Raw genomic sequence first — 17,915 nt, 5'->3', positions numbered from 1 at the left:
AGACAAAAAAAATGACAGACAAACGAAATAAACTACAAAAAAAATCTATCTACCCCGTGGATGCTCAATATATATATGCCTGGCATGCCAGACCGGGAGCGCTTGAACGCCTCATCCCCCCCTGGCAGGAGGCACAGGTACTCGAACGAAGTGGAGGCTTAGGCAGGGGAGGCAAGACCACCATACGCATGCGCATAGCCTCCATAGCCTTTACCGTCAAAGCAGAGCATCTGCAGGCCATACCAGGGAAAATGTTTGAGGATAGACAGACGGAGGGACCCTTTTCCCTCTGGCAGCACAGACACCTCTTTCAAAATGAGGAAAACGGCGCCAGCATGGAAGACCTGGTGCAGTACCGCCTGCCCGTCCATGAATTCCTCCCCTCATTTGTCCATGGGGCGGTAAAAAAAGAGCTGACAAGAACCTTCACCTACCGCCATGAAATTCTTCGACACGACCTGGCAAGACACCAAAGGTATAGCTGGCCACCTCTACGCATCCTCATCAGCGGAGCTAGCGGAACACTAGGGCGCGAGCTGGTACCCTTTCTGGAGAGTGGCGGACACCGGGTATTCAGACTTGTAAGAAGAGGAGTAGAGGGAGACAAGGAGATCTACTGGAACCCTGCCCTGGGAGAAATTGACAGCAATGCCATTCCAGAAATAGATGCCATTATCCATCTTGCTGGCGAACAAATTGGTCTGAGCCGCTGGAGCAGGGGAAAAAAAGAGAGGGTCCTCAGGAGCAGAAAAAATGGCACCCGCTTACTCTGTGCAGCTATGGCCAAACTCCCACGGCCGCCACAGGTATTCCTCTCTGCCTCGGCCACGGGCTACTATGGTGACAGTCCCGAGCAAAACCTCTCGGAAGAACAAGAGGCCGGCTCAGATTTTATCTCCCAGGTATGCAAGGTCTGGGAGAAAGAGGCCGCTCAGGCAGAGATCACCGGCATCCGCACGGCCATGTTACGAATGGGAGTGACCCTGAGCCACCGCGGCGGTGCCCTCAAAAGGCTCTTGCAAATCGGCAAAATAGCCCTACCAAGAAGCTTTGGTAACGGCCGCCAGTACACCAGTTGGATAGACATCAACGATATGCTAGCGGCAATCCTCCACTGCCTTGTCTGCCCGGAGATCAGAGGACCGATAAATATCGTTTCCCCACAGCCGGTGAGAAATGAGGAGCTACTTGCCACCATTGCCCAAATAAAAAAACGCCCCCTTCTCCCCAGGGTGCCCGCCAGCTTTCTCACGTTTTTGTACGGCGAGATGGCCAGAGAGATTGCCCTGGCAAATTGCCATGTATCAAGTAAGAAACTGGTAGAGTCAGGATTTTGCTTTCAATACCCTGAACTCAAAAAGAGTTTGAAAATTCAACTGGGACGGTACAGATGAGTCTACGATTTAAGCTTTTACTCCTCCTGCTCCTTACTACAGCCCTGGCCTGTGGTTTTATGCACCATATTGTCCCGCCCCAGGTGCTCAACTTTGAAAGACTGCACATCTTCCTCTTTAATCTCTGCGTTGGCGGCACCCTACTCATCTACTTCACGGAGGGACAAAAGCGACTCTCAACACACGGCAAACTCTACTGCCTTGGCTCCCTTCTCTTTGCCCTTACAGCCTTCTTGGAATGGTATCCACCAACACTTTTCCTGCCACTGGGACTTGCCGTTATCACCGAACGGGTACGGGTGTTACACCTCGGCCACTGCATCCCTGTAGAAATGCTGCGCAGCAGTGAGCCCGTTGCCAAAAAATTTCACCAAGCTGCCCTGCTCTGTCTCTCCCTGGCCCTCATCATATCCTCTCTTGTTATTCTCAACGCCATCTACCTCCACTATTTCACCATCCCAAAACTGACCCTTGATACCTTCTTCCTCGGATTTTCCTTTCCCCTCTCCCTCATAAGCATGTCTGTTATTTTCTCTCTGATGCAAAAGGCCAGAACATCATTTGCCAGAACACTTAAGGAGATCTCCTTCTGGATAATCAACCTGGGAGTCATTATCTTTTTTATCTTTATTCTGGCCGGCCTCTTTATTCCCCAGGTGATCATCGCCTCCACCCTCTTTATCACGGTAGGTCTGGTTTTTTTTCTCTATATATCCCTCGGTATTCCCTCCCAGCAAAAAAACTTTCTCCTCTCGGGCATCCTCTTTCTTCTCTGCACCTCAATTACCGGCATCATCTATATCCTCCTGGAATTTTCGCCACTCTATAACCCGGAAAATAGCCTGCCACTACTGCGCATGCATGCCTTCATGGCTCTCTACGGCTGGAACCTCAGTGGACTTGCCGTAGCAGCACGCCATAGAGAGTTTCCCCTGCAACTTCAAACAAAACCCACCATAGCCCTTCACTGGATCACCGTGGTCATACTCTGCCCCTTAGGATATTTCTTTGCTCCGGTCGCCATCGTAGCCGTCCTAGCCTATTCAGTTTTTTTATACCAACTTCTCTTTGGCATTGGCGAAGAGATCTCCTAAAAACAGACAACAGTAGTCTCATAAAAAAAGCCCAACCCTGATGTACAGGATTGAGCTCTTTTTACCACAACAATGAGACCGCCCATCACCTCTCCGAAGAAGGGGACGATCTGGATCTAATTTTTATCTGTTTTTGGCTACGCTTCTTGGCCAACTTAAGCTTACCTGCGGCGTCCCGTTTTTCCGCGCTATCAATCAAGAGCTGATGCACAGAAAGCGTCTCTGATTTTTTCTTGCCCTTGGTTGTCCTCTGCAGATAGTTACCCCCGGAGTCCATCTCCCAGACATTCCTACTATTAGCCAACTGTAGATCAAGAATCTCCCGCAACTGCGCCTGAAGGTGAGGAAGTTCTACGGGCACACAGGCCTCCACCCGCCTCTCCAAATTCCTGGTCATGAGATCTGCAGAGCCAATATAGTACTCTTCCGCGCCGTTATTTCTAAAATAAAAAAGTCGGCTATGCTCCAGAAACCTCCCCACAATAGAGATCACCCGAACATTTTCAGAAAGCCCCTCAATTCCGGGGCGGAGACGACATGAATCCCGAACAATGAGATCAACATGCACCCCTGCCTGCGAGGCCCTATAGAGCGCCTCTGTCAGGTCACGGTCTTCCAGAGCGTTGGTTTTCAACTGAATAAGCCCCACGCCTCCCTTCTCCTGAACGGCAATCTCTCTGTTAATCTTTGAGAGCAATGCCTTCTTGAGAATCCGGGGGGAGGGCAGGAGCTTTTTATAACGACGGATAGGGGTATAGCCCGTGGTCAGATAATTAAAAAACTCGGTAAGATCAGAGACGATATCAGGATCGCAGGTCAACAAACCAAGATCACAGTAGCCTCTTGCCGTTCCCGAATGATAATTACCCGTACCGATGTGAGCATAACGACGAATCCCATCATAATCTTTACGCACCACAAAGATCACCTTAGAGTGTGTCTTCAGCCCAAGAACACCATAGGTCACATGGATCCCTGCCTGCTCTAAATAACCCGCCCATCTAATATTGGCTGACTCATCAAATCGTGCCTTGAGTTCCATCACCACCGCAACCTGCTTACCATTCTGCGATGCCTCTATTAAATACTCAATAATTCTGGAGTCATTTGCCGTACGATAGAGGGTCATCTTTATGGCCAATACCTTGGGATCCTGACTCGCCTCATCCAGAAAACGCTCAACGGATGTTTCAAACGATTCATAGGGATGCTGAAGTAAAACAGCCTTCTTCTCCCGCAGTACATGAAAAATATTTGGATCGTCCTCTATGAGATCAGGGTTATTAACCAAATGATGCGGAGAAAAATGAAGCTGATCTCTATCTATTTTAGCAATTTCCATCAGTGATCCCTTACCCAGCAGATCATCCAACTCAACAACATCTTTTTCCTCGTCAATCCCCAGCTCAGCGGCAAGCATCCCCCGATTTAGAGAACTGATCCCCCGCCCCACTTCCAGACGGACAATCTCGGCAAATTTCCTCTCGCGCAGAGCAGACTCAATCATATGCAAAAGATCATTTACCTGCCCCCCACTCGGCCCTGTCATAGCATTTCTAGTAACGCGAAAGACATCAACACTGTCTATCTCCATACCGGGCAGAAGCATTTGCAGGTTATTACTGACCAGATCCTCAAGGGGGATATAAACATCATCACTACCAACTCTAACGAAACGAGGGATCACCTCATTGACCGGCATCTTTACCCGATTACGATAGACATGTTCACTGCCCGGATAACGGACACTAATCAATAGATTTATGGAAAGGTTAGAGATAAAAGGAAAAGGGTGAGCGGGATCAACTCCCTGAGGAGTCAAGAGAGGAAAAACCTGATCGATAAAAAAATTATCCAACCAGGCACGTTGTTCGCGAGGAAGCCCTGCATAACTGGCAACAACAATCCCTTCACTGGCCAGTCCCGCCTGAAGTTCACGCCCCAGAGTATACTGCCTCTTTATTATATCCTGGATAAGTGGGGTACAGACATCAATCTGTTCCTGAGGCAGGAGAGCATCAACACTAAGGGTCTTTACCCCGGCGCTGACCTGCTGCTTCAACCGACCAATGCGCTTCATAAAAAACTCATCCAGATTCGAATCAACCACGGCAAAAAAGAACACCCTTGCCAACAGAGGATTACGGGAATCCATGGCCTCAGCAAGGACCCTGCCATTAAATTTAAGCCACATAACTTCACGATTCAGAAACCACTGGGGGAACTCAAATCAACGTCGACTTCTCTATTCCAACCTTTTGCCTTCCTTGTTTCTGCCGAGCCATAGCCCCTCCCTCTCTTCCTATTAAAAACAACTCACCTCGTTCATATTTTCCATCAACAGACCGAAACAACCTAACAGCCCAAAGCTGAGAAAGTGCAAGACAAAGGCCCATATTAGCACTATACACCCTTTTGACAAAAAATACTTTGAAGCCAAAAAGCCTTTGCTTTTTCACAAAAAATCAATAAAACTGACCTCATCTCTTGAGAAAAAGAACTCAACTGACGTCCTGAAGAGATCCAACCGCGAAGCAGAAGAAATACTTCAATATATTTTATTAATACGAAGGCCACCAACAAAAGCCATGAAACCCTATATCCTCCTTGCACGTTCAGAGTTACCCATAAAAAAAATCCAAAAAGCCCTCAAGCCAACCTACAGTTGGCAGAGCAGGATAGACGAAAAACAAGAGGCCAAGATTCTTGATACCTTCGACGAAGAGTTGCGTAAAACGGGAAGAATACTCTTACAAACAGAACAGGCCATCATCCTTATTGACCTTAAAACAGGAGCAAGCCGAGAGCAACGGGGCAAGATAGAACTTCAATGTTGGCCAGAGCTACCAGCAGGTCCCGTAAAAGAAGCACTGGAAACAGTCTCGCCCCTCCGGGCATTCCTACCCCGGACTGAAATTTCCCTACAGCTACAGGCACACACCATGCTCGACGATGAGGGAAAGACCGTTGCCCGCTTGGGCAGCACCCTCCTCAGACGAAAAAAAAGAAGAGTACAAATAGCCATCAGTCAACCCCTTCGCGGTTATGACGAGGCCCATCAAATTTTAGTGGAAGCCCTGAGTTCACCGGTTGAGGAAAAAGAAGAGGACATCTATTCTCTCCTGCAGATAGCAAGCCTTGCCTACGAGGCAAAACCCACAATCCCCCTGCAAGCCGAGACCCCCATCCAGGAGACAAGCAACAGAATAATCAACACCTTCATTGCCGTTGCCAGAAGAAACGAGATTGGCATCAGAGCCGATTACGACAGCGAATTTCTCCATGATTACCGGGTAAGTCTACGCAAGGTACGCTCTGTCATCAGCCTCTTTAAGGGAGTATACTCGCTGGCCGACACAGCCTACCTCAAAACAGAATTTTCAGAAATTATGCAGGCAACGGGACGCCTGCGGGATTTAGATGTCTATCTGCTTGATAAGGATCTGTATTTCAAGCTTGTACCCAAAAGCACCCATGAGGGCCTTAAAATTCTCTTTGCCGCCTTCACCCGGGAACGCAAGCTACTACACAGCTCTCTCTGTAAGGAACTACAGAACAAGGCCTATACCAGGCGAATGAAATCCCTCCAAGATGGCTTTGCCAACAACTCGTGGATATGGGGAGAGAAGGCTCAAATACCATCGGCTCTTTTTGCCAAAAAGGTGATTTTCAGCAGATACAAAAAGGTGTGCAGGATCGCCGCCAGCATCGATGACAGCACCGCAGATGCCATCGTCCATGAGCTTCGCATCCACTGCAAAAAGCTTCGTTATCTCCTGGAATTTTTCACCCCGGTTTTTAGCCAGGGCAGCGTTAAGTCAATTATAAAATCACTGAAAATGCTCCAGGACAATTTAGGTCGATTTAACGATTATTCAGTCCAACAGATATCCCTGGGGACATTTCTCGAAACAGCTGATATTAAGGGAAGGGATGGGAAAAAGCTTGCCGAAGGCATCGGAGCTCTGAGAGCAATGCTCAATCTTTGCCAACAAAAGGAACGGGCTCTGGTTACAAAAAATTTCAAAAACTTTAACAGCCCCAGAACAGCAGATCTCGTCAGTGAGCTTTTTAGCACAAAAGGATAGTATTATGAAAATCATAGCCTGTTATAGCAATAAGGGTGGTGTTGGCAAAACAGCCACCTCGGTTAATCTCGCCTATGCCTGCGCCAAAAGCGGCAAAAGGACCCTTCTCTGTGATCTTGACCCCCAGGGTGCCTCTGGATTTTATTTTCGGATCAAGCCCTCAAAAGAGCTGAGAGAACAAGCCTTCTTCACCAATGTTGATCGCTTTTCCGAGGCAATTCGAGCCAGCGACTTCGACAACCTTGATCTCCTGCCCGCCAATATGAGTTACCGGGATTTTGATATTTTTCTAGCAAACATGAAAAAGAGCCGCTCCCGTCTCAAACAGACCCTGAAGGCCGTGGACAGTGAGTATGACATTGTCATCCTTGACTGCCCACCAAATATCTCTCGTCTCTCCGAGAATGTATTCAAGGTTGCAGACAAAATAATTATACCTGTGATCCCCACCACCCTATCAGAGCGAACCCTTGGCCAACTCTACGAGTTTTTTGAGGAAAAGGGATTCAAAAAAGAAAAAATAGTGCCCCTTTTCTCCATGGTTCAACGCCAGAAAAAGTTGCATAAGGAGAGCATGAAGAGACTACGCCAACAGTATCCTGATTTTCTGGTAAGCGACATTCCCTCCTGCACAGATATCGAACGGATGGGTATCCATCGGGCCCCTGTTCTGACCTACGCCAAGTCCAACTCAGTGGCCCAGGCCTACAACGAGGTATGGAAAGACATCCTCAAGAGACTGTAAGTCTCTGACTGAACAGGAATTATATAGCGAGAAATTATTCCCAGAACAACCAACAAAATTTGCCATGAACAGCAAAAATCAATATGGAGTAATTCCGTACATCAAGACAAAGAAGTCTTTAAAGATCTTTTTGATTACCAGTCGTACCAATGGCTATTGGATCCTGCCCAAGGGACATCTGGTAAAAAAGAAGAGCTGCATCGAATCAGCTGCTCAGGAGGCCTTTGAGGAGGCGGGTATTATCGGATGCATAGAGGGGAAAAAATCATATCTGATAAAATATCAACATCATGGAACCAAATACAAAATACAGTTTTTCCCCATGGAGGTGACTGAAATTCTCAAGAAATGGCCCGAACAGCACCAACGCATACGCAAGCTGGTCTCCCTAAACAGGGCCCATGAACTTATCGAGTTGGGCAGTATTCAAAAATGTCTACGCCAATGGCAGGACGACCTCAGCCGTAAATAGCCGAGGCCCGTCCTGATTGACTATTTTTTACGCATAGCCAAGCCCACATTAGCAACAAAGATACAGAAACCGCCACACCATCCCAATAGGGCCAGGGACGGCTCACCAATGATAATTGGCCCCAACAGGGCTGCAAGCATAATCCTTGACGAGGAGATAACCGATCCCTCAACAGCCGTCACAAAACGAAAGCCAAAGGTAATCAAATACTGTCCAATAACGCCAGGAGCACCACAGAGCATCAAGTAGTAGAACTCCTTACCATTTGGCCAAAATATATAGTTATGGAAAAACGTATACATAACTATAGAGCCCAAACCAAACAGAACAAAAAGAATGGTATTGGAGTCGTGATCTATGCGACAGAGATTAAGATAAATAATTGCCGCGGCGGCAAGCATACCAGAGGCAAGACCCCAGATGCTCTGCCCGTTCACAGAAAAATCACCACCCGGGTTAAGAACCAACCAGACCCCCACAAAGGCAAGGGCAACCAAAGCCGCCACCACCCAATCTCTCTGCGATTTAAAGAGAAACCATGAGGCACAGGCCACAAAGAGGGGGTAGGTCATATTGAGAATATTGGCCTCTGCCACCGACCCAAGGGACGCTGCCTTATAAAAACAGTATACAGCAGCAGTATTTGCCAACATCCGCCCCAACAAGAAATGGTATCTGCGAGGACGCACCGGCTGCCTGCTTATAAGCATAATAATACTGACAACAATGAAACCTAAAATAAAGCGAAAGAAGGCAAAATAGGAGACATCAATATCCACCTCACCTTCTGCCAGCCGAATAACCACCGTTGCAAAATAGAAAAAAAACGTTGAACAAAAAACAGCGAGCCAGCCCAACAACTTTTTGGTCCCTAAAACACGTCCCATCAACCTCTCCTACGCCCAGTGGGCGTTGTCACCTACCTCTATATTACCACCTGCTACAACTCGCCCACAAACACCGCCACGCCACTCCTTATTCAGGGCAGCCAACAAACCTGAAACCTGAGCATCCATTAACTTACAGGGGACGGTCTCGCGGGTTATCTCTATCTGTACATCACCTATATGCAGAATACGTCCCACATCGCTCTGCTTAAACCTCACCCCAGCGACAAGAAGGTTAGCCCGACGTACAGTCCAGGGTACCTGCTCAGACAATTCAGCACAGACCTCCTGCCAGACATCAGCACTGAGGAGGGTGATCTGACGCGTGCCCGGCTTGCCTGAGATATCTCCTGCAAGCCCCGCCTCGAGACTGATCTGAGAGGTAGCCACCTCAAGCATGGGCTGACCACGCTCCTCCTTATAGGCAATCTTCTCTATCCTCATCCCTATTCTCCGTACTTAAGGGCAAGTTTTGCCTCGCCCTCTTCTATTTTCCCCTGTGCCTCTTCCCAGCTGGCATAGGCTCGTTCAAGCCGGGTCTTACACGCCTCGTAATCGGCACTGACCGCCGACCAGGCATCCTCATCGGAATAGAGGGCGGGATCGGCCATGGTGACCTCAAGCGCTTCTTTCTCTTCCTCGATATTTTCCACCTGCTTTTCAGACTCTTCGGCAACCTTCAGCCATGAACCCAAGAGCTTACTGCGTTCCTGACGCCTCTGCGCCTCCTGCTTTTTCCGTTCCTTGCGATTCTGCCCCGAACCCTCACCAGGCTCCTGGACAGACTCCTGCCTCGTAGCATCCTGTTCCTGCCGTTTGCCCTCTTCGGCAATGGCCTCTACCTTTTGCAGATATTCCGTCACATTACCGCCATAGACATTTATCTTACCATCCTTTACCTCAAAGACCTTATTGACAAAAGTATCGAGAAAATAACGATTATGAGAGACAACGATAATAGTGCCATCGTACTGCCCCATGGCCTCCTGGAGAATATCCTGGGAGTTCATATCCAAATGGTTAGTAGGCTCATCAAGGAGCATACAGTTAGCGGGAATGGCGATCATCTTAGCCAGAGCCAAGCGACTCTTTTCACCACCGGAGAGAACGGCAACCTTCTTATCCACCTCGTCGCCACGAAACAAAAAGGCACCGAGGAGGGAACGCTGACGGGTAATGCTCAGGGCCTCACCACTGAGAGCCATGGTATCCAGAGCGGATAACTGCGGTGAGAGCTCCTGGGCCTGGTGCTGGCCAAAATAGGTTTTAACCACCCCGGAACCAAATTTTTTCTGGCCTGCATCGGCCTCTATCTCACCGGCTAGAATCTTCAGCAAAGTGGACTTACCGGCACCATTAACTCCAACCACGGCCACCTTATCACCACGTTGCAGCTCAAATTCTGCATCTTTAAAGACAGTTTTTCCCCGATAGCTCTTGCTTAGCCCCTTCACCGAGAGCATATCCCGTCCCGAAGGCGGTGCCGGCGGAAAGGAGAAATGAATCTGCTGATCCTCGGCAGAGAGCTCAACCATTTCCATCTTCTCCAGCTGCTTGACCCGGCTCTGCACCTGCTTGGCCTTGGTCGCCTTTGAACGAAAGCGATCTACAAAAAGCATGGTCTGGCGAATCTTTGCCTGCTGGTTTTCATAGGCACCGCGCTCCACCGCCAGCCGTTCCTGCTTCTCCTTGACATAGTAGCTGTAGTTGCCCTTGAAGATATTGACATTACCAAGACTCACCTCCCAGGTCATGGTGGTCGCTTTATCGAGAAAGGAGCGATCATGGGAAATTACCACCATAGCCCCATCGTAGGAGATAAGAAACTGCTCCAACCATCTCAGAGTTTCAAGATCAAGATGGTTAGTGGGCTCATCAAGCAGAAGGACTGAGGGTGCTTCAAGGAGCATTTTAGCAAGACGCAAACGCATCTGCCAGCCACCGGAAAATGAGTGTAATTCCTTCTCCATATCCTCAGAGGTAAAGCCTAAACCATCCAGAACCTTTTCAATTTTGGCCCGCATGGAATAGATAGCGCTGCCATCCAGCCGATGTTGCAACTCTCCCTGACGCTGCAGAAGTTTTTCAAGGGTGGGATCCTGGGCATCACAGCAAGAGATAGTCTGATGAAGCACATCCACCTCTTCCTGCAGGGCAATAATCGGAGCAAAGGCCTTTTTCGCCTCTTCATAAAGACTTATGGCAGACGTTGATGGCTCTGACTCCTGAGGTAGATAGCCCACGGTGAACTGTTTTGAACAGGTAACCACTCCATCATCGGTGGCACTTACCCCGGCCATAATTTTTAACAGGGTTGTTTTCCCTGCGCCATTAACCCCAACCAGGGCTATGCGATTGCCACGATTTACCTGCACTGAAACATTTTTAAAAAGATGCTTCTCACCGTAACGTATATCAAGACGATTTACAGACAACACGTCTAAAGACCTCCACAAACAATTTTTCTGATATATTCAAAAACCGATATACACTAGCCTTTTTCTACTGAAAATTTCCTAGTTCCACGGGTCATCTGCACATCAAGTTGAATAGAAAAACGATCCCCATAGCCCAGGGCCTGGATACGCCTTATATTATATTTTTTCATCCCCTGAGCCACGGACAGATCTCTATGAGAAATCGTCATGAGCAGGTTCTCTCCCTCCTGCAAGTCCCTCAATCTGTGGCGAATTTCCTTGAGCCACAGCCGAGAGCCTACCAACTCACCAAAAGCTGGATGATAGGGCCCTGCCACCAACATTTGCTCCAAATCCTTTGAGGGCTGCAAACCCATACGAATAATAGGAATATCAGCACGATCCATACGTACACGAAAAAGGTGACCAAAGGCAACCGCTTTTGCCAAAGAGATGGGTTGGTAACGCCCCTTAAGATACAAGTCTTCAAGCTCTGAATGACGAACCACCACCACGGGATAGAGACGAACAAAGTCCGGACGAAGACCGATAATCTCATCCAGCCCCCGCAAAAAAATGGCCGTTGTCTCCCGGGGCAGGCCTGCCATCAGCTGCACCCCCACCTGCAGGCCAGCAGCCTGCAGAATAGCAATTGCCCTCCTGCAGTCCAGGGCACTGTGGCCACGTTTTGCCGCCCGCAGAACCCCATCGTCCATGGACTGCACCCCAAGTTCCACCTTTTTTACCCGATGGGCAACAAGAAACTCGGCAATATCCTTGGATATACAGTCCGGTCTGGTGGAGAGACGAATACCGTCCACCAATCCCCTATCTATATAGGGTTGAACAAGAGCAAGCAGACGTGCCTGTTCCTCTTCCGGCAGGCAGGTAAAAGAGCCCCCGTAAAAGGCCACCTCCCTTTCCCGTAGCTCACCATGTAAGGACTCCCGAGCCAACCACTCCTCAATGGTGGCAATAGCCTCTTCACCATAATCTGCCTTAGGCTCCGCACAGCCCGTAATGGATTCCTGATTGCAAAAGAGACACTGATGAGGACAACCACGGTGAGGAATAAACAGCGGTATGACAAGACCCATTTACATGCTCTCTATTTTTTTTATGGCCAGAGCTGCCCCACGTTGCTCCGCCTCTTTTTTCGACCCCGCCTCGCCGGTACCCAACACCTCGTCTCGAAAAAGCACCGAGATGGTAAAGCGTTTTTTATGGGACGGACCCTCTTCATTATCAAGTCTATAGGACGGCCCCTCGTTATGCTTCTCCTGCAGAATCTCCTGCAGACGACTTTTGGCATCGGCCAGAAGCAGATCCTCCTTACGCCGATCAATCACGGGCAAGAAAAATCTCTCCACTAGCGCTGCCACCGCATCATAACCACCGTCCTGAAAGATAGCTCCGATCACTGCCTCGTAGGCACAGGAGAGAATGGAAGACTTCTCGCGCCCCTTGGAGTTATCCTCACCCTTACCAAGGCATAAAAAATAGCCCAGATTAATCTTCCTGGCCATAGTGGCAAGATGCCCTTCATTAACCAAGGCTGCCCGCAAACGGGTAAGCTCTCCCTCCCGCATCTCAGGAAAGCGCCGATAGAGGGCATTGCCCACCACCAAATCGAGGACCGCATCCCCGACAAATTCCAATCTTTCATTGTTTTTACCAGCCTGAGCCTGTTCAAATGCATAGGACGAATGAATTAATGCTTTCTGTAACAAACGCAGATCGATAAATTTATAATTTATTTTTTTCTCAAATTCAGCGTGCTTTTGCCTATTTCGCCGGATAAGTTCCTTTACATCTATTCCCATGTTAAATTTTCCCCTTGTCTTAATTAAAATCTATGGTATAAAAGTCTGCACAACGGGGCGACGTGGCCAAGTGGTAAGGCACTGGTCTGCAAAACCATGATTCAGCGGTTCAAATCCGCTCGTCGCCTCCAGTAATTGAAAAAGGGATAACAAGCTTCGTTTGTTATCCCTTTTTTTATGCCCAACAAATAAATCCATAACAGCCTTGCCTCCCCGTTGATTTTTTTTCGGACAGTAAATACCTGATATCAAATCCTAGGTCAACGTAAAAGGCATCCGCAGAAACAGCAGGACCCCTTCCCCCGCAGAAAGCCTACAGAGCAATTTCTTCATACTGGACAAAAAGCACAATCAGCTATACTTTTATCTACTGTACAGCATACTAGGAATATTCACTTAGATAAAAACATCAACATTATCCAAAAAAAATACCATGAAAACAACCAAGAATTCACCCAACCACTATCTCGTTTGGGCATTCATCTTCATCTGTGGATTTATCTCCGGCGTAGGCATTAGCGTATACAAACTTCAGCCACAACTCTCAAATAAGCAAATACCCTCCACAGCAAAAATCCCGGCCATTAACCACGAGCAACTCCACAAACTTGAGGAACTTGTCAAGGACAAGCCCGAGGATCTGGACTCATGGATTCAGCTCAGCCATATGTACTTTGACTCCAACCAGCATAAGAAGGCTATTGCTGCCTATAAAAAATCAATCCTTCTCAAACCAAACGACGCTGCCCTGTGGACAGACCTGGGAGTCATGTATCGCCGCAACGAACAAGCGCAAAAGGCCATCGACTCTTTTAACAAGGCCATAGCCATCAACCCCAAACACGAGACCGCCCTCTTCAACAGGGGCATTGTTCTCCTTTACGACCTCAACCAACGACAGCAAGCCATCGCCAGTTTCGAAGAACTTCTCCGGGTAAACCCTGAGGCCCAATCAAGCAATGGCGGCAAGGTCTCAGAATTTGTTGAATACCTCAAGACAGAAGAGACAGTGCAACCGGCCCAGTAGAAAGACACCTCTTCTCACTAACAAGAGCGGGTCTTGTATAAAAAAATTTAAGGATACCCATTCTAGCACAGCAATATTATCCACATTTTGGTAGTATGTTTTGCCGTAATATACGCCATAGATGCAACGGATTGAAACCTTTTCAGCTTGTCTCTTTCCTCCTGTTGCGCGACAAAAAATATTGGTTCCGTACCGACATAAAAAGACAATGGAAAAAGAGATAAAAGATCATAAATCCGTGGGCATCGTTGAAAAACAATTTTTCACCTGCGCCCAAGTACCAAGCCCCCTTATCCTGGAAAATGGTGCCAAATTAGGCCCCATAACCATTGCCTACGAAACCTATGGCAATTTATCAGCCAGAAAGGATAATGCCATCCTGATCAACCACGCCTTTTCAGGAGACTCCCATGTTGCGGGGCACTATGCCACGGATGGCCCCAAGGAAAAACCAGGTTGGTGGGACTTTCTTGTCGGCCCGGGCAAGGGTATTGACACCGACAAATACTTTATTATCTGCTCCAATATCCTCGGTAGCTGTAATGGCACCACCGGCCCCGCCAGTAAGAATTCGGAAACCGGGGAGGCCTATGCACTTGATTTCCCTATGGTTACCATCGGTGACATGGTTGCCACCCAAAAGCTCCTTATTGACCATCTGGGTATCCCCAAGTTACTTGCCGTAATCGGCGGTTCCGTGGGCGGCATGCAGACCCTGGAATGGGCGATTCGCTACCCCGAGATGATGCACTCTGTTATCCCTATTGCCACCACCATGCGCCACTCGGCCCTGGCCATCGCCTTTAACGAAATTGCCAGACAGGCTATTATGACTGACCCTCACTGGAACAGGGGGAAATATTACGGCCAGGCCCATCCGGACACAGGCCTTGCCGTGGCCCGCATGGTCGGCCATGTCACCTACCTCTCCGACGAGGCAATGCGCCGTAAGTTTGGCCGCAACCTTCAGGAAAAGGAGAATCTCTCCTATGGTTTTGACGCAGACTTTCAGGTGGAATCCTACCTCCGCTATCAGGGCAATAAATTCGTGCACCGCTTTGACGCCAACTCCCTGCTCTATATCACCAAGGCGTCGGATTATTTTGACATTGTTGAACGGATCAGCACATCCGGACCAGAAACAGAACTCACTGCGCCACAGCAGAAATACCTTGTCATCTCATATAGCTCTGACTGGCTCTATCCAACCTATCAGGCCAGAGATTTGGTAAAGGCCTTAAAACGCTCCGGACGAAACGTCAGTTTTTCTGAAATAGAATCCGACTGTGGTCACGACGCATTTCTTATTCCCGATGATCGCCTGGAGCAACTGATGAGGGGCTTTCTGGCCGGCATCTATACGGGCATTGCCGAGATATAATTTCACCATTACCACCAAGAAAAGATGAATATAGAAAAAGTAGAAAATTTTCGCTTTGACCTGCAGGTAATAGCCGAGGTGGTAGAACCGGGTAGCCGGGTGCTTGACCTCGGTTGCGGCAACGGTGACCTCCTTGCCTGGCTCAAGGAGAACAAAGACGTTCAAGGCACAGGCATTGAGCAGGATCAAAAGAAAGTCACAAACTGTATCTCTCGTGGCCTTACCGTCCTGCAGGGGGATCTCAACGAAGAGGTTGAAGATTACCCCGACAACTACTTTGACTATGTTATCCTCAGCCAGACCCTGCAACAGGTCTTTGCACCAAACAAACTGCTGCAGTCCCTTGCCCGCATTGGCCGCTATGTTATTGTCAGTTTTCCAAATTTCAGCCACTACTCCATCAGACAGGGACTACTCCTACGCGGCATGGCCCCCAAAAACGACCACCTTCCCTACTCTTGGTATGACACACCAAATATCAGGGTTATCACCCTCAAAGATTTTCGCATCTTTGCCAGAGAGGTGGGCTACAGCATAGTCAAAGAAATTGCCATCAACACCAACCCGAAAAGCACTAAAGGCCATATAATACAACGCTTCATTAATCTTCGGGCGACCTACGGCATCTTCGTTATAGCAAAACAATAAAAGTAAAACACAAGGCTGTTACCATGGAAAAAACGATTCCTACCATCCCAGAACTTTGCGATCACGTTAAGATCACAGAAAACAGTAAGCATAACCAACTTCCAGATATCGTAAAAAAAATGCTCTCAGGCTGGAGCACCAAGGAATGCTTTGACCATATCAGTCCTGTTTGCATCCCCTCTCAGGAAAAAATTATCGATATTGCCCTCCAGGCACGTCGCATCATATTCCCCGGCTACTTCACCACAACCAAGCTCCATGCCTCCAATATTGAGTACTATATTGGCAAGGAGACCATGGATCTTTATGAGCTGGTCTGCGAGCAGATCACCATGGCCATCCGCCATGACTGCCGGAGAAACCGCAGACTATGCACCAACTGCGAACAGGAGAGCGCCAAACTCGCCCTTCAGTTCATGGAAAAATTACCGGAAATAACCGCAACACTGGCTCAGGACATTCGGGCAACACTTGCTGGTGACCCCGCAACCAAGAGTCCAGATGAGGTCATCTTTTGTTACCCGGGTCTACTGGCCACCTTGGTCTACCGACTTGCCCATGAACTCTTCCTCCTTGAGGTACCCTTTGTCCCAAGAATAATGACTGAATACGCCCATAGCCAAACAGGCATCGATATTCATCCCGGTGCCCAAATTGCCCCGGGATTTTTCATTGACCACGGCACAGGCATCGTTATTGGCGAGACAACCATTATTGGTGAGAACGTACGTATCTATCAGGGTGTTACCCTAGGAGCACTCTCTCTCCCCCGCGATGCGGGCGAGAAACTACGCTCAACAAAACGCCATCCAACCATTGAAAACGATGTTATCATCTATGCCAATACCACCATTCTTGGCGGCACCACCACCATAGGTGAGGGCTCGGTCATTGGCGGTAATAGCTGGATCATCGAAAGTGTTGAACAGGGCTCTAAGGTATTTTTAAAAAAACCTGAGCTTATCGTGCACCATGCAAATGGGCAAAAAACACATCTATAGGAAGGGCCATGACCACAACAATTGGACAATCCATTGGCAACACCCCTTTACTCAAGCTAGGTCGACTTGACAGGGACTGCGCTGCCACCATTCTCGTTAAACAGGAATCACGAAACCCAGCAGGCAGTGTAAAATGCCGGGTTGCCGTCTCCATGATCGAAACAGGTCTGCGAGAGGGAAAGATCTCTAAGGGAACAACCATCGTCGAACCAACCAGTGGCAACACTGGTATTGGGCTCGCCTTTGTCTGCGCAGCCAAGGGATTACGCCTCATTCTCACCATGCCCGAGAGCATGAGCATAGAGAGACGTAAACTCCTGGCGCATCTGGGCGCCGAGATTGTTCTTACCCCGGCAGCCGAGGGAATGACAGGAGCCATCACCAAAGCAGAGGAACTGCTAACAGGCCTGGCTGATGGCTTTATGCCAGATCAGTTTAATAATCCAGCCAACCCAGAGATCCATAGACAAACAACCGGCAAAGAGATCCTGCGAGATACCGATGGCAGGGTAGATATCTTTGTCGCCGGAGTGGGCACAGGCGGCACCCTTACCGGAGTGGGCAGTGTACTTAAGGCAAAAAACCCTAGAGTGCAGGTGATTGCGGTAGAGCCCGCCACCTCTGCCGTTATTTCCGGCGAAGCCCCGGGGCCCCACGGCATCCAGGGTATCGGGGCAGGATTCATCCCCGGTAATCTTGATATCAGTCTCATCGACGAAACCATCAAGGTAAACGACGAAGATGCACTCGTGGCAGCTCAAGAGCTTGCCACCCAAGAGGGCATTCTCTGTGGGATAAGCTCAGGCGCTGCCTTCTGGGCAAGCCTGGAAGTTGCCAAACGACCGGAAAATATAGGAAAAACCATTGTCACCATTCTACCGGATACCGGGGAAAGATACCTCAGCACCAATCTATTTAGCACCTCTTGATAAAGAGAG

16 protein-coding genes and 1 tRNA gene are annotated in these 17,915 nt (G+C 48.7%); 11 read left to right on the top strand and 6 right to left on the bottom strand.

Annotation, left to right across the window (positions count from 1 at the left end):
• The first annotated feature begins 11 nt into the window (after positions 1 to 11).
• Complete coding sequence (locus tag DP_RS06345; RefSeq protein WP_011188496.1) at positions 12 to 1,394, top strand: TIGR01777 family oxidoreductase; 1,383 nt, start codon at positions 12 to 14, stop codon at positions 1,392 to 1,394.
• The gene (locus DP_RS06340; RefSeq protein WP_011188495.1) at positions 1,391 to 2,488 is read left to right on the top strand and encodes a hypothetical protein; all 1,098 of its coding nucleotides are present in this window, start codon (positions 1,391 to 1,393) and stop codon (positions 2,486 to 2,488) included. The genes DP_RS06345 and DP_RS06340 overlap by 4 nt, the downstream gene beginning before the upstream one ends.
• Before the next feature lie 85 nt (positions 2,489 to 2,573).
• Here DP_RS06340 and ppk1 read toward each other — a convergent pair whose 3' ends face one another.
• Positions 2,574 to 4,697: a polyphosphate kinase 1 gene (gene ppk1, locus DP_RS06335; protein ID WP_228130191.1), complete on the bottom strand. Its 2,124-nt coding sequence runs from the start codon at positions 4,695 to 4,697 to the stop codon at positions 2,574 to 2,576.
• Positions 4,698 to 5,076: 379 nt separating this feature from the next.
• On the opposite strand from ppk1, the gene DP_RS06325 reads away from it, so the two are divergent.
• From DP_RS06325 to DP_RS06315, 3 genes are all read left to right on the top strand, one after another.
• Positions 5,077 to 6,576, top strand: a complete 1,500-nt coding sequence (locus tag DP_RS06325; RefSeq protein WP_049785020.1) for a CHAD domain-containing protein — start codon at positions 5,077 to 5,079, stop codon at positions 6,574 to 6,576.
• Positions 6,577 to 6,580: 4 nt separating this feature from the next.
• The gene (locus DP_RS06320; RefSeq protein WP_041277706.1) at positions 6,581 to 7,321 is read left to right on the top strand and encodes a ParA family protein; all 741 of its coding nucleotides are present in this window, start codon (positions 6,581 to 6,583) and stop codon (positions 7,319 to 7,321) included.
• 64 nt (positions 7,322 to 7,385) lie between these two features.
• A complete protein-coding gene (locus DP_RS06315; RefSeq protein ID WP_011188491.1) occupies positions 7,386 to 7,793 on the top strand; it encodes an NUDIX hydrolase in 408 nt (135 codons plus the stop codon).
• 20 nt (positions 7,794 to 7,813) lie between these two features.
• Here the strand turns inward: DP_RS06315 and DP_RS06310 are convergent, their stop codons facing one another.
• From DP_RS06310 to rnc, 5 genes are read right to left on the bottom strand one after another with little or no spacing between them, the layout of a single operon-like run.
• Positions 7,814 to 8,680 (bottom strand): DMT family transporter, encoded by an 867-nt coding sequence (locus DP_RS06310; RefSeq protein ID WP_156792218.1) that lies wholly within the window; start codon positions 8,678 to 8,680, stop codon positions 7,814 to 7,816.
• 9 nt (positions 8,681 to 8,689) lie between these two features.
• Entirely contained in the window at positions 8,690 to 9,124 is a 435-nt protein-coding gene (locus DP_RS06305) for an MOSC domain-containing protein (protein WP_011188489.1), read from the bottom strand.
• 2 nt (positions 9,125 to 9,126) lie between these two features.
• Positions 9,127 to 11,118, bottom strand: a complete 1,992-nt coding sequence (locus DP_RS06300) for an ABC-F family ATP-binding cassette domain-containing protein (RefSeq protein ID WP_041277704.1) — start codon at positions 11,116 to 11,118, stop codon at positions 9,127 to 9,129.
• Positions 11,119 to 11,171: 53 nt separating this feature from the next.
• Positions 11,172 to 12,194, bottom strand: a complete 1,023-nt coding sequence (locus DP_RS06295; RefSeq protein WP_011188487.1) for an elongator complex protein 3 — start codon at positions 12,192 to 12,194, stop codon at positions 11,172 to 11,174.
• Positions 12,195 to 12,920 (bottom strand): ribonuclease III, encoded by a 726-nt coding sequence (gene rnc / locus DP_RS06290; protein ID WP_011188486.1) that lies wholly within the window; start codon positions 12,918 to 12,920, stop codon positions 12,195 to 12,197.
• Between the two features lie 56 nt (positions 12,921 to 12,976).
• On the opposite strand from rnc, the gene DP_RS06285 reads away from it, so the two are divergent.
• The 6 genes from DP_RS06285 to cysK all read left to right on the top strand — a co-directional run bounded on the left by DP_RS06285 (position 12,977) and on the right by cysK (position 17,906).
• Positions 12,977 to 13,051, top strand: a tRNA-Cys gene (locus tag DP_RS06285).
• 302 nt (positions 13,052 to 13,353) lie between these two features.
• The gene (locus DP_RS06280; protein WP_011188485.1) at positions 13,354 to 13,947 is read left to right on the top strand and encodes a tetratricopeptide repeat protein; all 594 of its coding nucleotides are present in this window, start codon (positions 13,354 to 13,356) and stop codon (positions 13,945 to 13,947) included.
• Positions 13,948 to 14,155: 208 nt separating this feature from the next.
• Positions 14,156 to 15,328 (top strand): homoserine O-acetyltransferase MetX, encoded by a 1,173-nt coding sequence (gene metX, locus DP_RS06275; protein WP_041277703.1) that lies wholly within the window; start codon positions 14,156 to 14,158, stop codon positions 15,326 to 15,328.
• A 24-nt stretch (positions 15,329 to 15,352) separates the two neighbouring features.
• Positions 15,353 to 15,976: a methionine biosynthesis protein MetW gene (gene metW, locus DP_RS06270; protein ID WP_011188483.1), complete on the top strand. Its 624-nt coding sequence runs from the start codon at positions 15,353 to 15,355 to the stop codon at positions 15,974 to 15,976.
• 23 nt (positions 15,977 to 15,999) lie between these two features.
• The gene (locus tag DP_RS06265) at positions 16,000 to 16,977 is read left to right on the top strand and encodes a serine O-acetyltransferase (RefSeq protein WP_011188482.1); all 978 of its coding nucleotides are present in this window, start codon (positions 16,000 to 16,002) and stop codon (positions 16,975 to 16,977) included.
• Positions 16,978 to 16,985: 8 nt separating this feature from the next.
• Positions 16,986 to 17,906, top strand: a complete 921-nt coding sequence (gene cysK / locus DP_RS06260) for a cysteine synthase A (protein ID WP_011188481.1) — start codon at positions 16,986 to 16,988, stop codon at positions 17,904 to 17,906.
• The last annotated feature ends 9 nt before the right edge of the window (positions 17,907 to 17,915 follow it).

The sequence above is a fragment of the Desulfotalea psychrophila LSv54 genome (genome assembly GCF_000025945.1).
In the GTDB taxonomy this organism is placed as follows: domain Bacteria; phylum Desulfobacterota; class Desulfobulbia; order Desulfobulbales; family Desulfocapsaceae; genus Desulfotalea; species Desulfotalea psychrophila.
The sequence above is the reverse complement of the archived record's forward strand: the minus strand, read 5'-3'. Positions and strand labels throughout refer to the sequence as shown.